This window comes from Pseudomonas sp. R4-39-08 (genome assembly GCF_003852275.1).
In the GTDB taxonomy this organism is placed as follows: domain Bacteria; phylum Pseudomonadota; class Gammaproteobacteria; order Pseudomonadales; family Pseudomonadaceae; genus Aquipseudomonas.
Map to the genome: position 1 here is coordinate 3,542,307 of NZ_CP027733.1, position 14,914 is coordinate 3,557,220.

The window sequence follows — 14,914 nt, forward strand, 5'->3', positions numbered from 1 at the left end:
TGAATAACAAGATTCCATTAGCCACGCCCGCTGACAACGGGCCAACGAAGAACTTTGAACCATGGCCACTATCCACGTAGACGGCAAAGCGCTCGAAGTCGATGGGGCAGACAACCTGTTACAGGCATGTCTGTCACTCGGCCTCGACATCCCGTATTTCTGCTGGCACCCCGCGCTCGGTAGCGTCGGTGCCTGTCGCCAGTGCGCGGTCAAGCAGTACACCGACGAAAACGACACCCGTGGTCGTATCGTCATGTCCTGCATGACCCCAGCCACCGACAACACCTGGATTTCCATCGACGATGATGAATCCAAGGCGTTCCGCGCCAGTGTCGTCGAATGGCTGATGACCAACCACCCCCACGACTGCCCGGTCTGTGAGGAAGGCGGTCACTGCCACCTGCAAGACATGACGGTGATGACCGGCCACAACGAGCGCCGCTATCGCTTCACCAAGCGTACCCACCAGAACCAGGACCTCGGCCCGTTCATCTCCCACGAAATGAACCGCTGCATCGCCTGCTACCGTTGCGTGCGTTTCTATAAGGACTACGCCGGCGGCACCGACCTCGGCGTGTTCGGCGCCCATGACAACGTGTACTTCGGTCGTGTTGAAGACGGCGTGCTCGAAAGCGAATTCTCCGGCAACCTCACCGAGGTCTGCCCGACCGGTGTGTTCACCGACAAGACTCACTCCGAGCGCTACAACCGCAAGTGGGACATGCAATTCGCCCCGAGCATCTGCCATGGCTGCTCCAGCGGTTGCAACATCTCGCCGGGCGAGCGCTACGGCGAACTGCGTCGTATCGAAAACCGCTTCAATGGCTCGGTCAACCAGTACTTCCTGTGTGACCGTGGCCGCTTCGGCTATGGCTATGTCAACCGCGAAGACCGCCCGCGCCAGCCACTGCTGGCCGATGGCGCCAAGCTGAGCCTGGACGCGGCGCTGGATAAAGCCGCCGACCTGCTGCGTGGCCGTAACATCGTCGGTATCGGTTCGCCGCGCGCCAGCCTCGAAAGCAACTTCGCGTTGCGCGAACTGGTCGGTGCCGAGCACTTCTACAGCGGTATCGAAGCCGGCGAGCTGGAGCGCATCCGCCTGGTCCTGCAGGTGCTGAACGACAGCCCGCTGCCGGTACCGAACATGCGCGACATCGAAGACCACGATGCGATCTTCGTGCTCGGTGAAGACCTGACCCAGACCGCCGCGCGTATCGCGCTGTCGCTGCGCCAGTCGGTCAAAGGCAAGGCCGAAGCCATGGCCGACGCCATGCGCGTGCAGCCTTGGCTCGACGCCGCAGTGAAAAACATCGGCCAGCACGCGCTGAACCCGCTGTTTATCGCCTCCCTGGCTGAAACCAAGCTCGACGACATCGCCGAAGAATGCGTCCACGCTGCACCGGACGACCTGGCGCGCATCGGTTTCGCCGTGGCCCACGCCCTTGACGCCAGCGCGCCTGCCGTCGACGGCCTGGACGCCGAAGCCGTGGCACTGGCCCAGCGTATCGCCGGCGCCCTGCTGGCCGCCAAACGCCCATTGATCATCGCCGGCACCTCGCTGGGTTCCAAGGCGCTGATCGAAGCCGCCGCCAACATCGCCAAGGCCTTGAAGCTGCGCGACAAGAACGGCTCCATCAGCCTGGTGGTACCGGAAGCCAACAGCCTCGGCCTGGCCATGCTCGGTGGCGAGTCCCTGGACGCCGCCCTGCAAGCAGTGACCGACGGCAACGCCGACGCCATCGTGGTGCTGGAAAACGACCTGTACACCCGCACTGATGCGGCCAAGGTTGACGCTGCGCTCAACGCCGCCAAGGTGCTGATCGTGGCCGACCACCAGAAAACCGCCACCAGCGAACGTGCCGACCTGGTACTGCCAGCCGCCACCTTCGCCGAAGGCGACGGCACCCTGGTCAGCCAGGAAGGCCGCGCCCAGCGCTTCTTCCAGGTGTTCGATCCGAAATACATGGACGCCAGCATCCTGGTTCATGAAGGCTGGCGCTGGCTGCATGCCCTGCGCGCGACCCTGCTGAACCAGCCGATCGACTGGACCCAGCTCGACCACGTCACCGCCGCTACCGCTGCAAGCGCACCGCAACTGGCGCGGATTGTCGATGCCGCACCGTCCGCCTCGTTCCGCATCAAGGGCCTGAAGCTGGCCCGTGAACCGCTGCGTTATTCCGGGCGTACCGCCATGCGCGCCGACATCAGCGTGCATGAACCGCGGACCCCGCAAGACATCGACACCGCGTTCGCCTTCTCCATGGAAGGCTATTCGGGTTCGGCCGAACCGCGGCAGCAGGTGCCGTTCGCCTGGTCGCCGGGCTGGAACTCGCCGCAGGCCTGGAACAAGTTCCAGGACGAAGTCGGTGGGCATATCCGCGCTGGCGACCCAGGCACCCGCCTGATCGAGAGCAGCGGTGACTCGCTGAACTGGTTCGCTGCCGTACCGCGTCCGTTCAACCCGGCCCCGGGTACCTGGCAAGTGGTGCCGTTCTTCCACCTGTTCGGCAGCGAAGAGACTTCTTCCAAGGCCGCGCCGGTTCAAGAACGCATTCCAACCGCCTACGTGGCCCTGGCCAAATCCGAAGCCGACCGCCTGGGCGTCAACGACGGTGCCCTGCTCAGCCTGAACGTGGCCGGCCAGACCTTGCGCCTGCCGCTGCGCATCAACGAAGAGCTGGGTGCCGGCCTGGTTGCACTGCCTAAAGGCATCGCCGGTATTCCTCCAGCGATCTTTGGCCAAACCGTTGACGGTCTGCAGGAGGCAGCGCAATGACCTGGTTCACCCCTGAAGTGATCGACGTGATCATCTCGGTCGTCAAGGCCATCGTGATCCTGTTGGCCGTGGTCGTCGCGGGCGCCCTGCTCAGCTTCGTCGAACGTCGCCTGCTGGGCTGGTGGCAGGACCGTTACGGTCCGAACCGCGTTGGCCCGTTCGGCATGTTCCAGATCGCCGCCGACATGCTGAAGATGTTCTTCAAGGAAGACTGGACCCCGCCGTTTGCCGACAAGGTGATCTTCACCCTGGCACCGGTGGTGGCCATGAGCGCCTTGCTGATCGCCTTCGCGATCATCCCGATCACCCCGACCTGGGGCGTGGCGGACCTGAACATCGGCTTGCTGTTCTTCTTCGCCATGGCTGGCCTGTCTGTGTACGCGGTGCTGTTCGCCGGTTGGTCGAGCAACAACAAGTTCGCCCTGCTGGGCAGCTTGCGTGCCTCGGCGCAGACCGTCTCCTATGAAGTGTTCATGGGGTTGGCGCTGATGGGCATCGTGGTGCAGGTTGGTTCGTTCAACATGCGCGATATCGTCGAGTACCAGGCGCAGAACCTGTGGTTCATCATTCCGCAGTTCTTTGGCTTCTGCACCTTCTTCATCGCCGGCGTGGCTGTGACTCACCGTCACCCCTTCGACCAGCCGGAAGCGGAGCAGGAACTGGCCGACGGTTACCACATTGAATATGCCGGCATGAAATGGGGCATGTTCTTCGTCGGTGAGTACATCGGCATCATCTTGATCTCGGCCCTGCTGGTCACGCTGTTCTTCGGCGGCTGGCACGGTCCGTTCGGCATCCTGCCGCAGTTGGCCTTCTTCTGGTTCTTCTTGAAGACCGCGTTCTTCATCATGCTGTTCATCCTGCTGCGCGCCTCGATTCCGCGCCCGCGCTATGACCAGGTGATGGATTTCAGCTGGAGATTCTGCCTGCCGCTGACCCTGATCAATTTGCTGGTGACGGCCGCCGTCGTGTTGTTGAACACGCCAGCAGCCGCGGTTCAGTGAGGATTTGACCCATGTTCAAATATATTGGCGACATCGTTAAGGGTACCGGTACCCAGTTGCGAAGCCTGGTGATGGTGTTCGGTCACGGCTTTCGCAAACGCGACACCCTGCAATACCCGGAAGAAGCGGTATACCTGCCGCCGCGCTATCGCGGCCGCATCGTGCTCACCCGCGATCCCGATGGCGAAGAGCGTTGCGTAGCCTGCAACCTGTGCGCCGTGGCGTGCCCGGTGGGTTGCATCTCCCTGCAGAAAGCTGAAACCGAAGACGGTCGCTGGTACCCGGACTTCTTCCGCATCAACTTCTCGCGCTGCATTTTCTGCGGTCTCTGCGAGGAAGCTTGCCCGACCACCGCGATCCAGCTCACACCGGATTTCGAGATGGCCGAGTTCAAACGTCAGGACCTGGTGTACGAGAAAGAAGATCTTTTGATTTCCGGTCCCGGTAAAAACCCTGATTACAACTTCTATCGTGTTGCAGGTATGGCCGTTGCCGGTAAGCCCAAGGGCGCCGCACAAAACGAAGCCGAGCCGATCAACGTGAAGAGCTTGCTGCCTTAAGGAAGAAAGATGGAATTCGCTTTCTATTTCGCATCGGGTATTGCAGTGGTGTCCACGCTTCGCGTGATCACCAACACCAACCCCGTGCACGCCCTGCTCTACCTGATCATTTCGCTGATCGCTGTGGCCATGACCTTTTTCGCCCTCGGCGCACCGTTCGCCGGTGTGCTGGAAGTGATCGCCTACGCCGGCGCCATCATGGTGCTGTTCGTGTTTGTGGTGATGATGCTCAACCTCGGGCCGGCCTCGGTCGCCCAGGAACGCGTCTGGCTCAAGCCCGGCATCTGGCTCGGCCCGGTCGTGCTGGCAGCGCTGCTGCTGGGTGAACTGCTGTATGTGCTGTTCGCTCACCAGAGCGGCCAGGCCATCGGCCACACCACCGTAGACGCGAAAGCCGTGGGCGTCAGCCTGTTCGGCCCGTACCTGCTGGTGGTCGAACTGGCTTCGATGCTGCTGCTCGCCGCAGCCATCACCGCCTTCCACTTGGGCCGCAACGAAGCCAAGGAGCAATGACGATGCCTGCTATCCCTTTGGAGCATGGTCTGGCGGTTGCCGGCATCCTGTTCTGCCTTGGCCTGGTCGGCCTGATGGTTCGCCGTAACATTCTGTTCGTGTTGATGAGCCTGGAAATCATGATGAACGCTGCCGCACTGGCGTTCATCGTGGCGGGTGCGCGTTGGGGCCAGCCGGATGGACAAGTCATGTTCATCCTGGTGATCAGCCTGGCAGCCGCCGAGGCCAGTATCGGCCTGGCGATCCTGCTGCAACTGTATCGTCGCTTCCACACGCTTGATATCGACGCTGCCAGTGAGATGCGCGGATGAACATGATCTTTCTGACTTTCGTATTTCCCCTGATCGGTTTCCTGCTGCTGTCGTTCTCTCGCGGACGCTGGTCGGAAAACCTCTCGGCCCTGATCGGCGTCGGCTCGATTGGCCTGTCGGCCATCGTGGCCGCCTACGTCATCTGGCAATTCAACGTAGCGCCGCCGGAAGGCGGTCACTACACCCTGGTGCTGTGGCAGTGGATGTCGGTGGAAGGCTTCAAGCCCAACTTCGCCCTCTACGTCGACGGCCTGTCGATCACCATGCTCGGCGTGGTGGTGGGTGTAGGCTTTCTGATCCACCTGTTCGCGTCCTGGTACATGCGCGGTGAAGCGGGCTACTCGCGCTTCTTCTCGTACACCAACCTGTTCATCGCCAGCATGCTGTTCCTGGTGCTCGGCGATAACCTGTTGTTCCTGTACTTCGGCTGGGAAGGCGTGGGCCTGTGCTCGTACCTGTTGATCGGTTTCTACTACAGCAACCGCAACAACGGTAACGCGGCACTCAAGGCCTTCATCGTCACTCGTATCGGCGATGTGTTCATGGCGATTGGCCTGTTCATCCTGTTCCAACAGGTGGGCACGCTGAACATCCAGGAACTGCTGGTGCTGGCACCGCAGAAATTCCAGGTCGGCGATTTCTGGATCACCCTGGCCACCCTGATGCTGCTGGGCGGCGCCGTGGGTAAATCCGCGCAACTGCCACTGCAAACCTGGTTGGCGGACGCGATGGCCGGTCCTACCCCGGTGTCGGCACTGATCCACGCCGCGACCATGGTCACCGCCGGTGTCTACCTGATCGCCCGTACCCACGGCCTGTTCACCCTGGCGCCGGACATCCTGCATCTGGTAGGCATCGTCGGCGGCGTGACCCTGGTACTGGCCGGCTTCGCCGCGCTGGTGCAGACCGACATCAAGCGTATCCTCGCCTACTCGACCATGAGCCAGATCGGCTACATGTTCCTGGCCCTGGGCGTCGGCGCCTGGGACGCGGCGATCTTCCACCTGATGACCCACGCCTTCTTCAAGGCCCTGCTGTTCCTTGCTTCCGGTGCGGTGATCGTGGCCTGCCACCACGAGCAGAACATCTTCAAGATGGGTGGCCTGTGGAAGAAACTGCCGTTGGCCTACGCCAGCTTCATCGTCGGTGGTGCCGCGCTCGCCGCCCTGCCGCTGGTGACCGCCGGTTTCTACTCCAAAGACGAGATCCTCTGGGAAGCCTTTGCCAGCGGTAACCAGAACCTGCTGTACGCAGGCCTGGTGGGTGCGTTCATGACCTCGCTGTACACCTTCCGCCTGATCTTCATCACCTTCCACGGTGAAGCCAAGACCGAAGCGCACGCCGGCCACGGCATCTCCCACTGGTTGCCACTGTCGGTGCTGATCATCCTGTCGACCTTCATCGGCGCCCTGATCACTCCGCCACTGGCCGGTGTACTGCCGGAAAGCGTCGGCCATGCCGGCGGCGAAGCCAAGCACAGCCTGGAAATCGCCTCCGGCGCCATTGCCATCGCCGGTATCCTGCTGGCGGCCCTGCTGTTCCTCGGCAAGCGTCGCTTCGTCACCGCCGTGGCCAACAGTGGCATTGGCCGCTTCCTGTCGGCCTGGTGGTTCGCTGCCTGGGGCTTCGATTGGATCTACGACAAACTGTTCGTCAAACCTTACCTTGCGATCAGCCACGTGCTGCGCAAAGACCCGCTCGACCAGACCATCGGTTTGATCCCGCGCGCCGCCAAGGCCGGTCACACCGCCCTGAGCCGCAGCGAGACCGGCCAGTTGCGTTGGTATGCGGCGTCCATGGCAGTGGGTGCCGTGCTGGTGATCGGCGCCATCGTCGTGGTAGCGGTCTGACTATGTTTAAGTGCACTGCGTACTTTGCGAACTTGCGAAAGGAAACGAGCCCGTCATGATTCTGCCCTGGCTAATCCTGATCCCCTTTATCGGCGGCCTGCTCTGCTGGATGGGTGAACGCTTCGGCGCCACCCTCCCCCGCTGGATTGCGTTGCTGACCATGTCCCTGGAACTCGCGCTCGGCCTCTGGCTGTGGGCCCATGGCGACTATTCATTCGCCCCCGCTCCGGGTGTCGATCCGACCTTCGCGCTTGAATTCAAGCACGTATGGATCCAGCGCTTCGGAATCAACGTGCACCTGGCCCTCGACGGCCTGTCGCTGTTGATGATCCTGCTGACCGGCCTGCTGGGTATCCTCTCGGTACTCTGCTCCTGGAAAGAAATCCAGCGTCACGTGGGCTTCTTCCACCTGAACCTGATGTGGATCCTGGGCGGCGTGGTCGGCGTGTTCCTGGCGCTGGACCTGTTCATGTTCTTCTTCTTCTGGGAAATGATGCTGGTGCCGATGTACTTCCTCATCGCGCTCTGGGGTCACAGTTCTTCGGACGGCAAGAAAACCCGGATCTACGCGGCGACCAAGTTCTTCATCTTCACCCAGGCTTCCGGCCTGATCATGTTGGTGGCGATCCTGGGCCTGGTACTGGTCAACTTCAACAACACCGGCGTGATCACCTTCAACTACGCCGACCTGTTGAAAACCAAGATGTCCCTGACCACCGAGTACGTGCTGATGCTGGGCTTCTTCATCGCCTTCGCGGTGAAGCTGCCGGTGGTGCCGTTCCACTCCTGGTTGCCTGACGCCCACGCCCAGGCGCCGACCGCCGGCTCCGTGGACCTGGCCGGTATCCTGCTGAAAACCGCTGCCTACGGCCTGCTGCGTTTCGCCCTGCCGCTGTTCCCGAATGCCTCGGCCGAGTTCGCGCCGATCGCCATGACCCTGGGTCTGATCGGGATCTTCTACGGTGCGTTCCTGGCCTTCGCGCAAACCGACATCAAGCGTCTGATCGCCTTCTCGTCCGTTTCCCACATGGGTTTCGTACTGATCGGCATCTACTCCGGCAGCCAACTGGCGTTGCAGGGCGCGGTGATCCAGATGTTGGCCCACGGTGTCTCGGCCGCTGCACTCTTTATCCTGAGTGGCCAGCTGTATGAGCGCCTGCACACCCGTGACATGCGTGAAATGGGTGGGGTGTGGTCGCGCATCGCGTACTTGCCGGCAATCAGCCTGTTCTTCGCCGCTGCATCGCTGGGCTTGCCGGGTACCGGTAACTTCATCGGCGAGTTCCTGATCCTGATGGGTGCCTTCGTGCAGACGCCGTGGATCAGCGCCATTGCTACCTCCGGCCTGGTGTTCGGTTCGGTCTACTCGCTGATCATGATCCACCGCGCCTACTTCGGCCCGGCCAAGTCCGACACCGTCCTGCAAGGGATGGATGCGCGCGAACTGATCATGGTGCTCGGCCTGGCGGTACTGCTGATCTACATCGGCGTATACCCACAGCCGTTCCTGGACACTTCTGCCGCAACGATGCATGGCGTGCAGCAGTGGTTCGGCACCGCCTTCTCTCAACTCGCTTCGGCCCGGTAAGAGCGCTATGGAATTCACGATCCAACACTTTATCGCGCTTGCGCCGCTGCTGATCACCAGCCTCACCATCGTGGTGGTGATGCTGGCGATCGCCTGGCGCCGCAATCATTCGCAAACATTCCTGCTGTCCTGCGCCGGGTTGAACCTGGCTCTGCTGTCGATCATCCCGGCCCTCAAGGTCGCGCCACTGGCGGTCACGCCATTGATGATGGTCGATGACTTCGCGCTGCTGTATATCGCGCTGATCCTGGTCGCGACCCTGGCCTGCGTCACTCTCGCCCACGCCTACCTCGGCGAAGGCGGCACCGGCTACCCAGGCAACAAGGAAGAGCTGTACCTGCTGATCCTGCTGGCGGCGGCCGGCGGTATCGTGCTGGTCAGCGCGCAGCACCTGGCCGGCTTGTTCATCGGCCTGGAACTGCTGTCGATCCCGACCTACGGCCTGGTGGCCTATGCCTTCTTCAACAAGCGCTCCCTGGAAGCCGGCATCAAGTACATGGTGCTGTCGGCGGCCGGTTCCGCGTTCCTGTTGTTCGGTATGGCCCTGCTCTACGCCGAAGCCGGCAGCTTGAGCTTCACCGGTATCGGCCACGCCCTGGCCGCCACCAACAGCCCTGCGCCGATTGCCCAACTGGGCCTGGCGATGATGCTGATCGGCCTGGCGTTCAAGCTCTCCTTGGTGCCGTTCCACCTGTGGACCCCGGACGTGTACGAAGGCGCCCCGGCGCCGGTGGCCGCGTTCCTGGCCACTGCGTCGAAAGTGGCCGTGTTTGCGGTGATGGTGCGTCTGTTCCAGATCTCGCCTGCGGCCAATACCGGCGTACTGAGCAATGTACTGACTGTGATTGCCATCGCGTCGATCCTGTTCGGCAACCTGCTGGCGCTGACCCAGAACAACCTCAAGCGTCTGCTCGGTTACTCGTCCATCGCTCACTTCGGCTACCTGCTGATCGCCCTGGTGGCGAGCAAAGGCCTGGCCGTGGAGGCCATCGGCGTGTACCTGGTCACCTACGTGATCACCAGCCTTGGCGCATTCGGGGTGATCACCCTGATGTCCTCGCCGTACAAAGGCCGTGACGCCGATGCCCTGTACGAATACCGCGGCCTGTTCTGGCGCCGTCCGTACCTGACCGCCGTACTCACCGTGATGATGCTGTCCCTGGCGGGTATCCCGCTGACTGCCGGCTTTATCGGCAAGTTCTACATCGTCGCCACCGGTGTCGAGGCCCACCAGTGGTGGCTGGTCGCGTCCCTGGTCCTGGGCAGCGCCATTGGCGTGTTCTACTACCTGCGCGTGATGGTCACCCTGTACCTGATCGAGCCGAACCTGCGCCGTGTGGATGCCGAGCTGCATTGGGAACAGAAGGCAGGCGGCGTGATGCTGCTGGCCATCGCCCTGCTCGCGTTCTTCCTGGGCGTGTACCCGCAACCGTTGCTGACGCTGGTGCAGCACGCGGTGCTGGGGGTTTGATCGCTTAGGTTGATGCAGTAAACAGAACGGCGCCTTCGGGCGCCGTTTTTGCGTCTCAGAGGGAAACAATAGAGATGCAGTGCAACCACTATCGTCTTCGCGGGCAAGCCCACTCCCACATTTGGAATGCACTCCCCTAGGGGAAGTGGGCTTGCCCTGCTAATGCCAGTCAGTTAAGGCTTTTTGTAGGAACGAGGCGGGCGGCTAGCCCTTGCTCGCGAAAAACTCACAGCCACCGCGTTCATTCAGAAAGCACGCGTTATCGTTGACGCTTTTCGCGAGCAAGCTCGCTCCTACAGACGGCGGTGTACGCTTAACTGACTGGCATTAGGGCTTCGCGACAAAACTGTCTGACTCAATACAGGGAGGGATACTCTGGGCTAACGGCCACGGGCAAAAAAACGCCCCGACCCATATCGGAGCGTTTTTATGATCGTTCCCACGCTCTGCGTGGGAATGCCACCCGGGACGCTCCGCGTCCTGCTTTAAGCGCAAGATCCGGCACTTGCGCAAGGGTGACGCGGAGCGTCACGGGATGCATTCCCACGCGGAGCGGGGGAACGATCAACTGGGCTGATCTGAAACAGCTGCAAAAAAAACGCCCCGAATGTTCGGGGCGTTTTTTATAGTGCAATAACGTCAGAACGCGATACCGACCTTGAAGCCATACTCATCACGCTTGAGCTTGGTGTTGTCGGCCACATAGGAGTCGTCATCGAGCTTGTATTCGGTGCGGGTGTAGTACAGGCCCGCCATCACCGGCAGGTCGCCCTTCTGGTTCATCAGCAGGCTGACTTCGGCGTATGGGTTGGTGCGGTCCTTGAGATCGACGCTGTCGCTGCCGACGCCATCCACCTTGAGTTTGGCGCGACCATCGATGGTATGACGGGCGCCGGCTTCAACGCGCAGGGTCATGTCATCGAACTGGTGGTTGTAGCCCAGGGCCGCCTTGGCGAACGGCGACTTATTGGTGAGCTTCATGTCGTAGCCATTGGTGTCCGGTTCATAACGGGTCCATGTGTAGCCACCGCCGACGATCACGTCGACGAAGTTGCGCGCATCCAGCGCGGCACGCCAGCCGAGGTCGAGGTCGGCCTGGCCTTCCTTGAGTTTGTTGTCGCTTTTCTCACCGTACTTGGCTTCGATACCGGCCTGGTAGATAAAGCCGGATTCAGCGGTGAGCTTGTTGCCGAAGTTATAGAACAGGCCCGCTTCGGGCATGTGCTCCTTGTCGCTGTCGCTACCGCCTTCGAGTTTGAAGTCGTTATAGCTGCCGAGAATCCCGAAGGTGGAAATCGGGTCGGTGGACGGCGCAGCGAACACCACGGTTGGCGCGGCCACCAGGGCCAGCAACGAGGTGTTCTTGAGAAATTTTCCGAATAGTTTGGACATCGTTTACATCTCCATTTTTGAGTGGGCAAAGTATTCAGGAATCGGTTCGAACCTTGGCGGTTGCAAAAAGTTCGAACGGATTTGCACCAAAATGGACAAAAAACGGTTCAGCGAAGGCTCTAGGTCAATACTCTTCGCTATCGGCCAGGAGCCAGTGTTCAAGTCCCCGCGCAAGTGCCGCTGCGAATTGTGATTTTGAATGAACCTTTCCGCGCGCCTACCTATCCATCTATAACAAGACAGGGAGGCAACATGAGTACCGCTAAGATCTACACCATCCACTATCAACTACACGGTAAACCCAAGTCTTTCGTGGTACGCGCCGAGGTGATGAACAGCACCGAAGCCTGGCATTGGGCGGCCGTCGATGCCGACATCGCGCACGTCAGCCGCATCGGCCGCGTGGGGCACGAGCAGGTGAAGAAAACCACCCGGCCCTGGGCTGAAAAGTACGGCATCACTGACGTGAGCTGGAACCCTCCAAAATAACCCCCTCCAAAATAAACAAAGCCCCGCAAAGTGCGGGGCCTGGTTCACTTCTTCAAGTCGCCCAGCGGATCGTAGGGCGGCTTTTTTTCCGGCGGCTTTTGCTTGTCCAGCGGCGCGATGGCCGGGCCGACGGGGTCGACCTGCGGGTCAGCCAAATCAGGAGAATCGGGATCGAATCCCAACTCATCGTTACCGCTGGCGTGTTCGTCGGAACGTGGGCCGTTCGGGGGATTGCTCATGAAGACCTCCTTGCTTACAACGGGCGGGCTTTGTCGTGAAGGGTTTCCAGGTCGTGTTCGACCCGCTCCACGTCGTCGTTGTCTTGACGCTCCGCCGGATCATTGGGGCGCAGTGCATCGTTATCGCGCTCCTCTTCACCGGGCGTTCGATCAGGATCAGGCGTGCCAGGTGGCGGTTGCTTGTGTTCGGACATGATGGCTTACCTCATGGGGACTTCACGGATTTAGAGGAACCCCTTGTGGCCATCGTTCAACTTGATTGCTTCAAGCATGAGAAGATGCCCTCCCGTGCTGGAGACCTGACCCGAATGTTCGAACTCAAACCCTGTGACCCCGCTGTCTACCGACAGCAGACCCGCCGCAGCACGCTGATCGTCGCTGTGGTGTTCCTGGCCCTGGCGATGTTGCTGTCGAGCCTGGCGGTGATGCTGTTCGGTGAACCGGGCGGTGATAACTTACGCTTCAATGTCGGCGGGGTGTTTGCCGGAGTGTTGATCACTGTCGCCCTGGTGCGCGGCCCGTTCTGGAACCAGGCGTGGTTGGCGCCGGCGGTATACGGCTGGCAGCTCAAGCGCAATCTGATGCGCGTGACCAATGTGATGCATAAGGTCAGCGAACGAGTCCAGGCCAATGACCCCAGCGCGATCAAGCTGCTGCGCTTCTACCACCTGGGCCTGACGCAGATGCATGCCCTGGATGCCAACTCCAGCGCCCAGGCGCAACTGGCCGGTGAGATCGACGCGCATGCGGCGAAAATGCAGGCACTGGGCATCGATACCGAACAGACCCGCCTCGATCCGGCGTGGCTACAGCTATAAAGGCTGATCCGTACGTTTATAGGGCAATAAACGCAGGCCGCTGGCCACGGCCCCTGCCAGCGCGAACACGCACCCCAGCCACAATGCGTATTGCGGGCCACTGTCCACGAACAGATGAAAACACAACGCTACCAACGATGCGCCCAACGTCTGCCCCAGCAGCCGCGAGATCGCCACGATGCCACTGGCCCCGCCGCTGCGAGCCAACGGTGCGCTGGTCATCAAGGCCTTGAGGTTGGGCGATTGGAAAAAGCCGAAACCGGCGCCGCAGAGGGCCATGCGCCAGCCGATTTCGAAGGCCGAGGCGTCAGTGCCCAAGGTGGCCAGCGCAGCCATGCCGACGCTGAGCATCAACAAACCAATGCCACACAGCAGGCCCAGTGACACACGATCGGCCAGGCGCCCTGCGATCAAGGCCATGACCGCCACCACGGCCGGCCACGGTGTCATCAGAAAACCAGTTTCCACTTGGCTGTGGCCCAGCGTCGTCTGCAACAGAAACGGCAGCGCCACAAACGCCAGGCCCTGGGCACTGAAGGCACAGATCGCCGTCAACGAAGACAATGCAAACACCGGGCGCTTGAACAAATCCACCGCCAGCATCGGCGCCGGGTGCCCGGCCTCGCGGCGCAGCAGCAACGCGCCGAACACCAGCGCCAGCGCGATCAGCCCCAGGGTCAGCGCGCCCTGTGCGCCATGCACGGCGGCGCCCAGTCCCAAGACCAGCAAGGCAAACAAGCCTGCGCACAACAGCGCCGCCAAACGGTCGAAAGCGTGACCCATGATTGGCAGCACGGGTAACGATCGCAGGCCCAGGCCGAGGGCCAGCAGCCCCAACGGCACATTGATCAGGTACAGCCAGTGCCAGGTGGCGACCGAGAGGATCGCCGATGCGGCGGTCGGGCCCAAGGTGAACGCCAGCCCCACCACCAGCGAGTTATAGCCCAGGCCACGCCCGAGCATGTTTGCGGGGTAGATATGCCGCAGCAACGCGGTGTTGACGCTCATCAGCGCCGCCGCCCCCAGGCCTTGCGCCACCCGTGCGGCAGTCAGGGTCAGCAGCGAATCGGCCAGCCCGCACAACAACGACGAAACAATGAACAGCAGCAACCCGCCCAGGTACACGCGGCGATGCCCCAGTACATCGCTCAGCGCCGCGAACGGCAGCACCGTCGCGACAATCGCCAACTGGTAGGCGTTGACCACCCAGATCACCGAAGCCGAGTCAGTGCCAATACCCTCTGCCAGTGTCGGCAAGGCGGTATTGACGATGGCGGTGTCGAGGGTCGCCATGCCGATCCCCAAGGACAGGGCAATCACGGCCGGCAAGCGTTTATTGAGGGGCAGCCCATCGGCAACAGAAGACATGAACGATCCGCACGGGTGGCAAGGGCGGTTAGATTACGACCAGTGCAGATTTTTTTCAGCGGTCATTGGCGTGGCCGTCAATTTTTTCATGTTCGCCGAGGCCAGGCCTGGCCCGGCTCAATAGGTGATCTGGACGGTGGTAACGGACGGGCTCATGCAGCGATTACAGGCTAACTGGTCAGCCGCCATCTGCGGATTCCAGGGGCCGATCACGCCGTCGCGCTTGCCGTTGTCATCCACCGAATCCAGCGCCTTCAGGACGTTGTCACGTTTGAGTACTTCGCGGGCAAGTTGGGTTTCATTGTCTTTTTGCGCGTCGCCCGTCAGCGAACGTCCCGCCACTTCACGGATTTTGTCCGTGGTTGCATTCGCAGTCGTAGGGTGCTTGAACGCTTGGAAGTTGTCACCAAACGCCTTGGCCAGATCCGAATCCGACATCTTCGAATACTGATTGGGGGACGGACGTGCCGGCGCGGCGTGCGACACGGAAATGCTTGAGATCAGCATGGTTGAGTGCTCCTGGAAGTTTGCCGAG

15 protein-coding genes are annotated in these 14,914 nt (G+C 61.4%); 10 read left to right on the forward strand and 5 right to left on the reverse strand.

Features of this window, described 5'->3' with window-relative positions:
* Positions 1–61: 61 nt before the first annotated feature.
* Genes nuoG through nuoN form a run of 8 tightly spaced genes read left to right on the forward strand, consistent with a single transcriptional unit; the run spans position 62 to position 10,073 of the window.
* Positions 62–2,776 carry an NADH-quinone oxidoreductase subunit NuoG gene (nuoG, locus tag C4J88_RS16380; RefSeq protein ID WP_124407559.1) on the forward strand — a complete coding sequence of 905 codons (2,715 nt, stop codon included), beginning with the start codon at positions 62–64 and terminating at the stop codon, positions 2,774–2,776.
* Positions 2,773–3,780, forward strand: coding sequence for an NADH-quinone oxidoreductase subunit NuoH (gene nuoH / locus C4J88_RS16385; protein ID WP_003174724.1), 1,008 nt, complete (start codon positions 2,773–2,775; stop codon positions 3,778–3,780). Before nuoG ends, nuoH begins: the two co-directional genes overlap by 4 nt.
* Before the next feature lie 11 nt (positions 3,781–3,791).
* Positions 3,792–4,340 (forward strand): NADH-quinone oxidoreductase subunit NuoI, encoded by a 549-nt coding sequence (nuoI, locus tag C4J88_RS16390; RefSeq protein ID WP_003174725.1) that lies wholly within the window; start codon positions 3,792–3,794, stop codon positions 4,338–4,340.
* 9 nt (positions 4,341–4,349) lie between these two features.
* The gene (gene nuoJ / locus C4J88_RS16395; RefSeq protein WP_065884950.1) at positions 4,350–4,853 is read left to right on the forward strand and encodes an NADH-quinone oxidoreductase subunit J; all 504 of its coding nucleotides are present in this window, start codon (positions 4,350–4,352) and stop codon (positions 4,851–4,853) included.
* Between the two features lie 2 nt (positions 4,854–4,855).
* A complete protein-coding gene (gene nuoK, locus C4J88_RS16400) occupies positions 4,856–5,164 on the forward strand; it encodes an NADH-quinone oxidoreductase subunit NuoK (protein ID WP_003174727.1) in 309 nt (102 codons plus the stop codon).
* Positions 5,161–7,014, forward strand: a complete 1,854-nt coding sequence (gene nuoL, locus C4J88_RS16405; protein ID WP_124367422.1) for an NADH-quinone oxidoreductase subunit L — start codon at positions 5,161–5,163, stop codon at positions 7,012–7,014. Before nuoK ends, nuoL begins: the two co-directional genes overlap by 4 nt.
* A 55-nt stretch (positions 7,015–7,069) precedes the next feature.
* Complete coding sequence (gene nuoM / locus C4J88_RS16410; RefSeq protein WP_025858974.1) at positions 7,070–8,602, forward strand: NADH-quinone oxidoreductase subunit M; 1,533 nt, start codon at positions 7,070–7,072, stop codon at positions 8,600–8,602.
* A gap of 7 nt (positions 8,603–8,609) precedes the next feature.
* Positions 8,610–10,073: an NADH-quinone oxidoreductase subunit NuoN gene (gene nuoN, locus C4J88_RS16415; protein ID WP_124367423.1), complete on the forward strand. Its 1,464-nt coding sequence runs from the start codon at positions 8,610–8,612 to the stop codon at positions 10,071–10,073.
* Positions 10,074–10,712: 639 nt separating this feature from the next.
* On the opposite strand, the gene C4J88_RS16420 is transcribed toward nuoN, so the two are convergent.
* Complete coding sequence (locus C4J88_RS16420) at positions 10,713–11,465, reverse strand: outer membrane beta-barrel protein (RefSeq protein ID WP_124363303.1); 753 nt, start codon at positions 11,463–11,465, stop codon at positions 10,713–10,715.
* A gap of 252 nt (positions 11,466–11,717) precedes the next feature.
* Between C4J88_RS16420 and C4J88_RS16425 the strand changes: the two genes are divergently transcribed.
* Positions 11,718–11,954 (forward strand): DUF6555 family protein, encoded by a 237-nt coding sequence (locus C4J88_RS16425; RefSeq protein ID WP_124363304.1) that lies wholly within the window; start codon positions 11,718–11,720, stop codon positions 11,952–11,954.
* A 44-nt stretch (positions 11,955–11,998) separates the two neighbouring features.
* Here C4J88_RS16425 and C4J88_RS16430 read toward each other — a convergent pair whose 3' ends face one another.
* Positions 11,999–12,193 carry a DUF6021 family protein gene (locus C4J88_RS16430; RefSeq protein ID WP_124407560.1) on the reverse strand — a complete coding sequence of 65 codons (195 nt, stop codon included), beginning with the start codon at positions 12,191–12,193 and terminating at the stop codon, positions 11,999–12,001.
* A 14-nt stretch (positions 12,194–12,207) separates the two neighbouring features.
* Positions 12,208–12,387: a hypothetical protein gene (locus C4J88_RS16435; protein ID WP_124367428.1), complete on the reverse strand. Its 180-nt coding sequence runs from the start codon at positions 12,385–12,387 to the stop codon at positions 12,208–12,210.
* A gap of 114 nt (positions 12,388–12,501) precedes the next feature.
* On the opposite strand from C4J88_RS16435, the gene C4J88_RS16440 reads away from it, so the two are divergent.
* On the forward strand, positions 12,502–13,011 hold the full coding sequence (locus C4J88_RS16440) for a DUF3087 family protein (RefSeq protein ID WP_124408639.1): 510 nt from the start codon (positions 12,502–12,504) through the stop codon (positions 13,009–13,011).
* Here the strand turns inward: C4J88_RS16440 and C4J88_RS16445 are convergent.
* On the reverse strand, positions 13,006–14,379 hold the full coding sequence (locus C4J88_RS16445) for an MFS transporter (RefSeq protein ID WP_124363308.1): 1,374 nt from the start codon (positions 14,377–14,379) through the stop codon (positions 13,006–13,008). The two genes, C4J88_RS16440 and C4J88_RS16445, sit on opposite strands and share 6 nt — an antisense overlap.
* Before the next feature lie 117 nt (positions 14,380–14,496).
* Positions 14,497–14,886, reverse strand: coding sequence for a hypothetical protein (locus tag C4J88_RS16450; protein ID WP_124407561.1), 390 nt, complete (start codon positions 14,884–14,886; stop codon positions 14,497–14,499).
* Positions 14,887–14,914 lie beyond the last annotated feature (28 nt).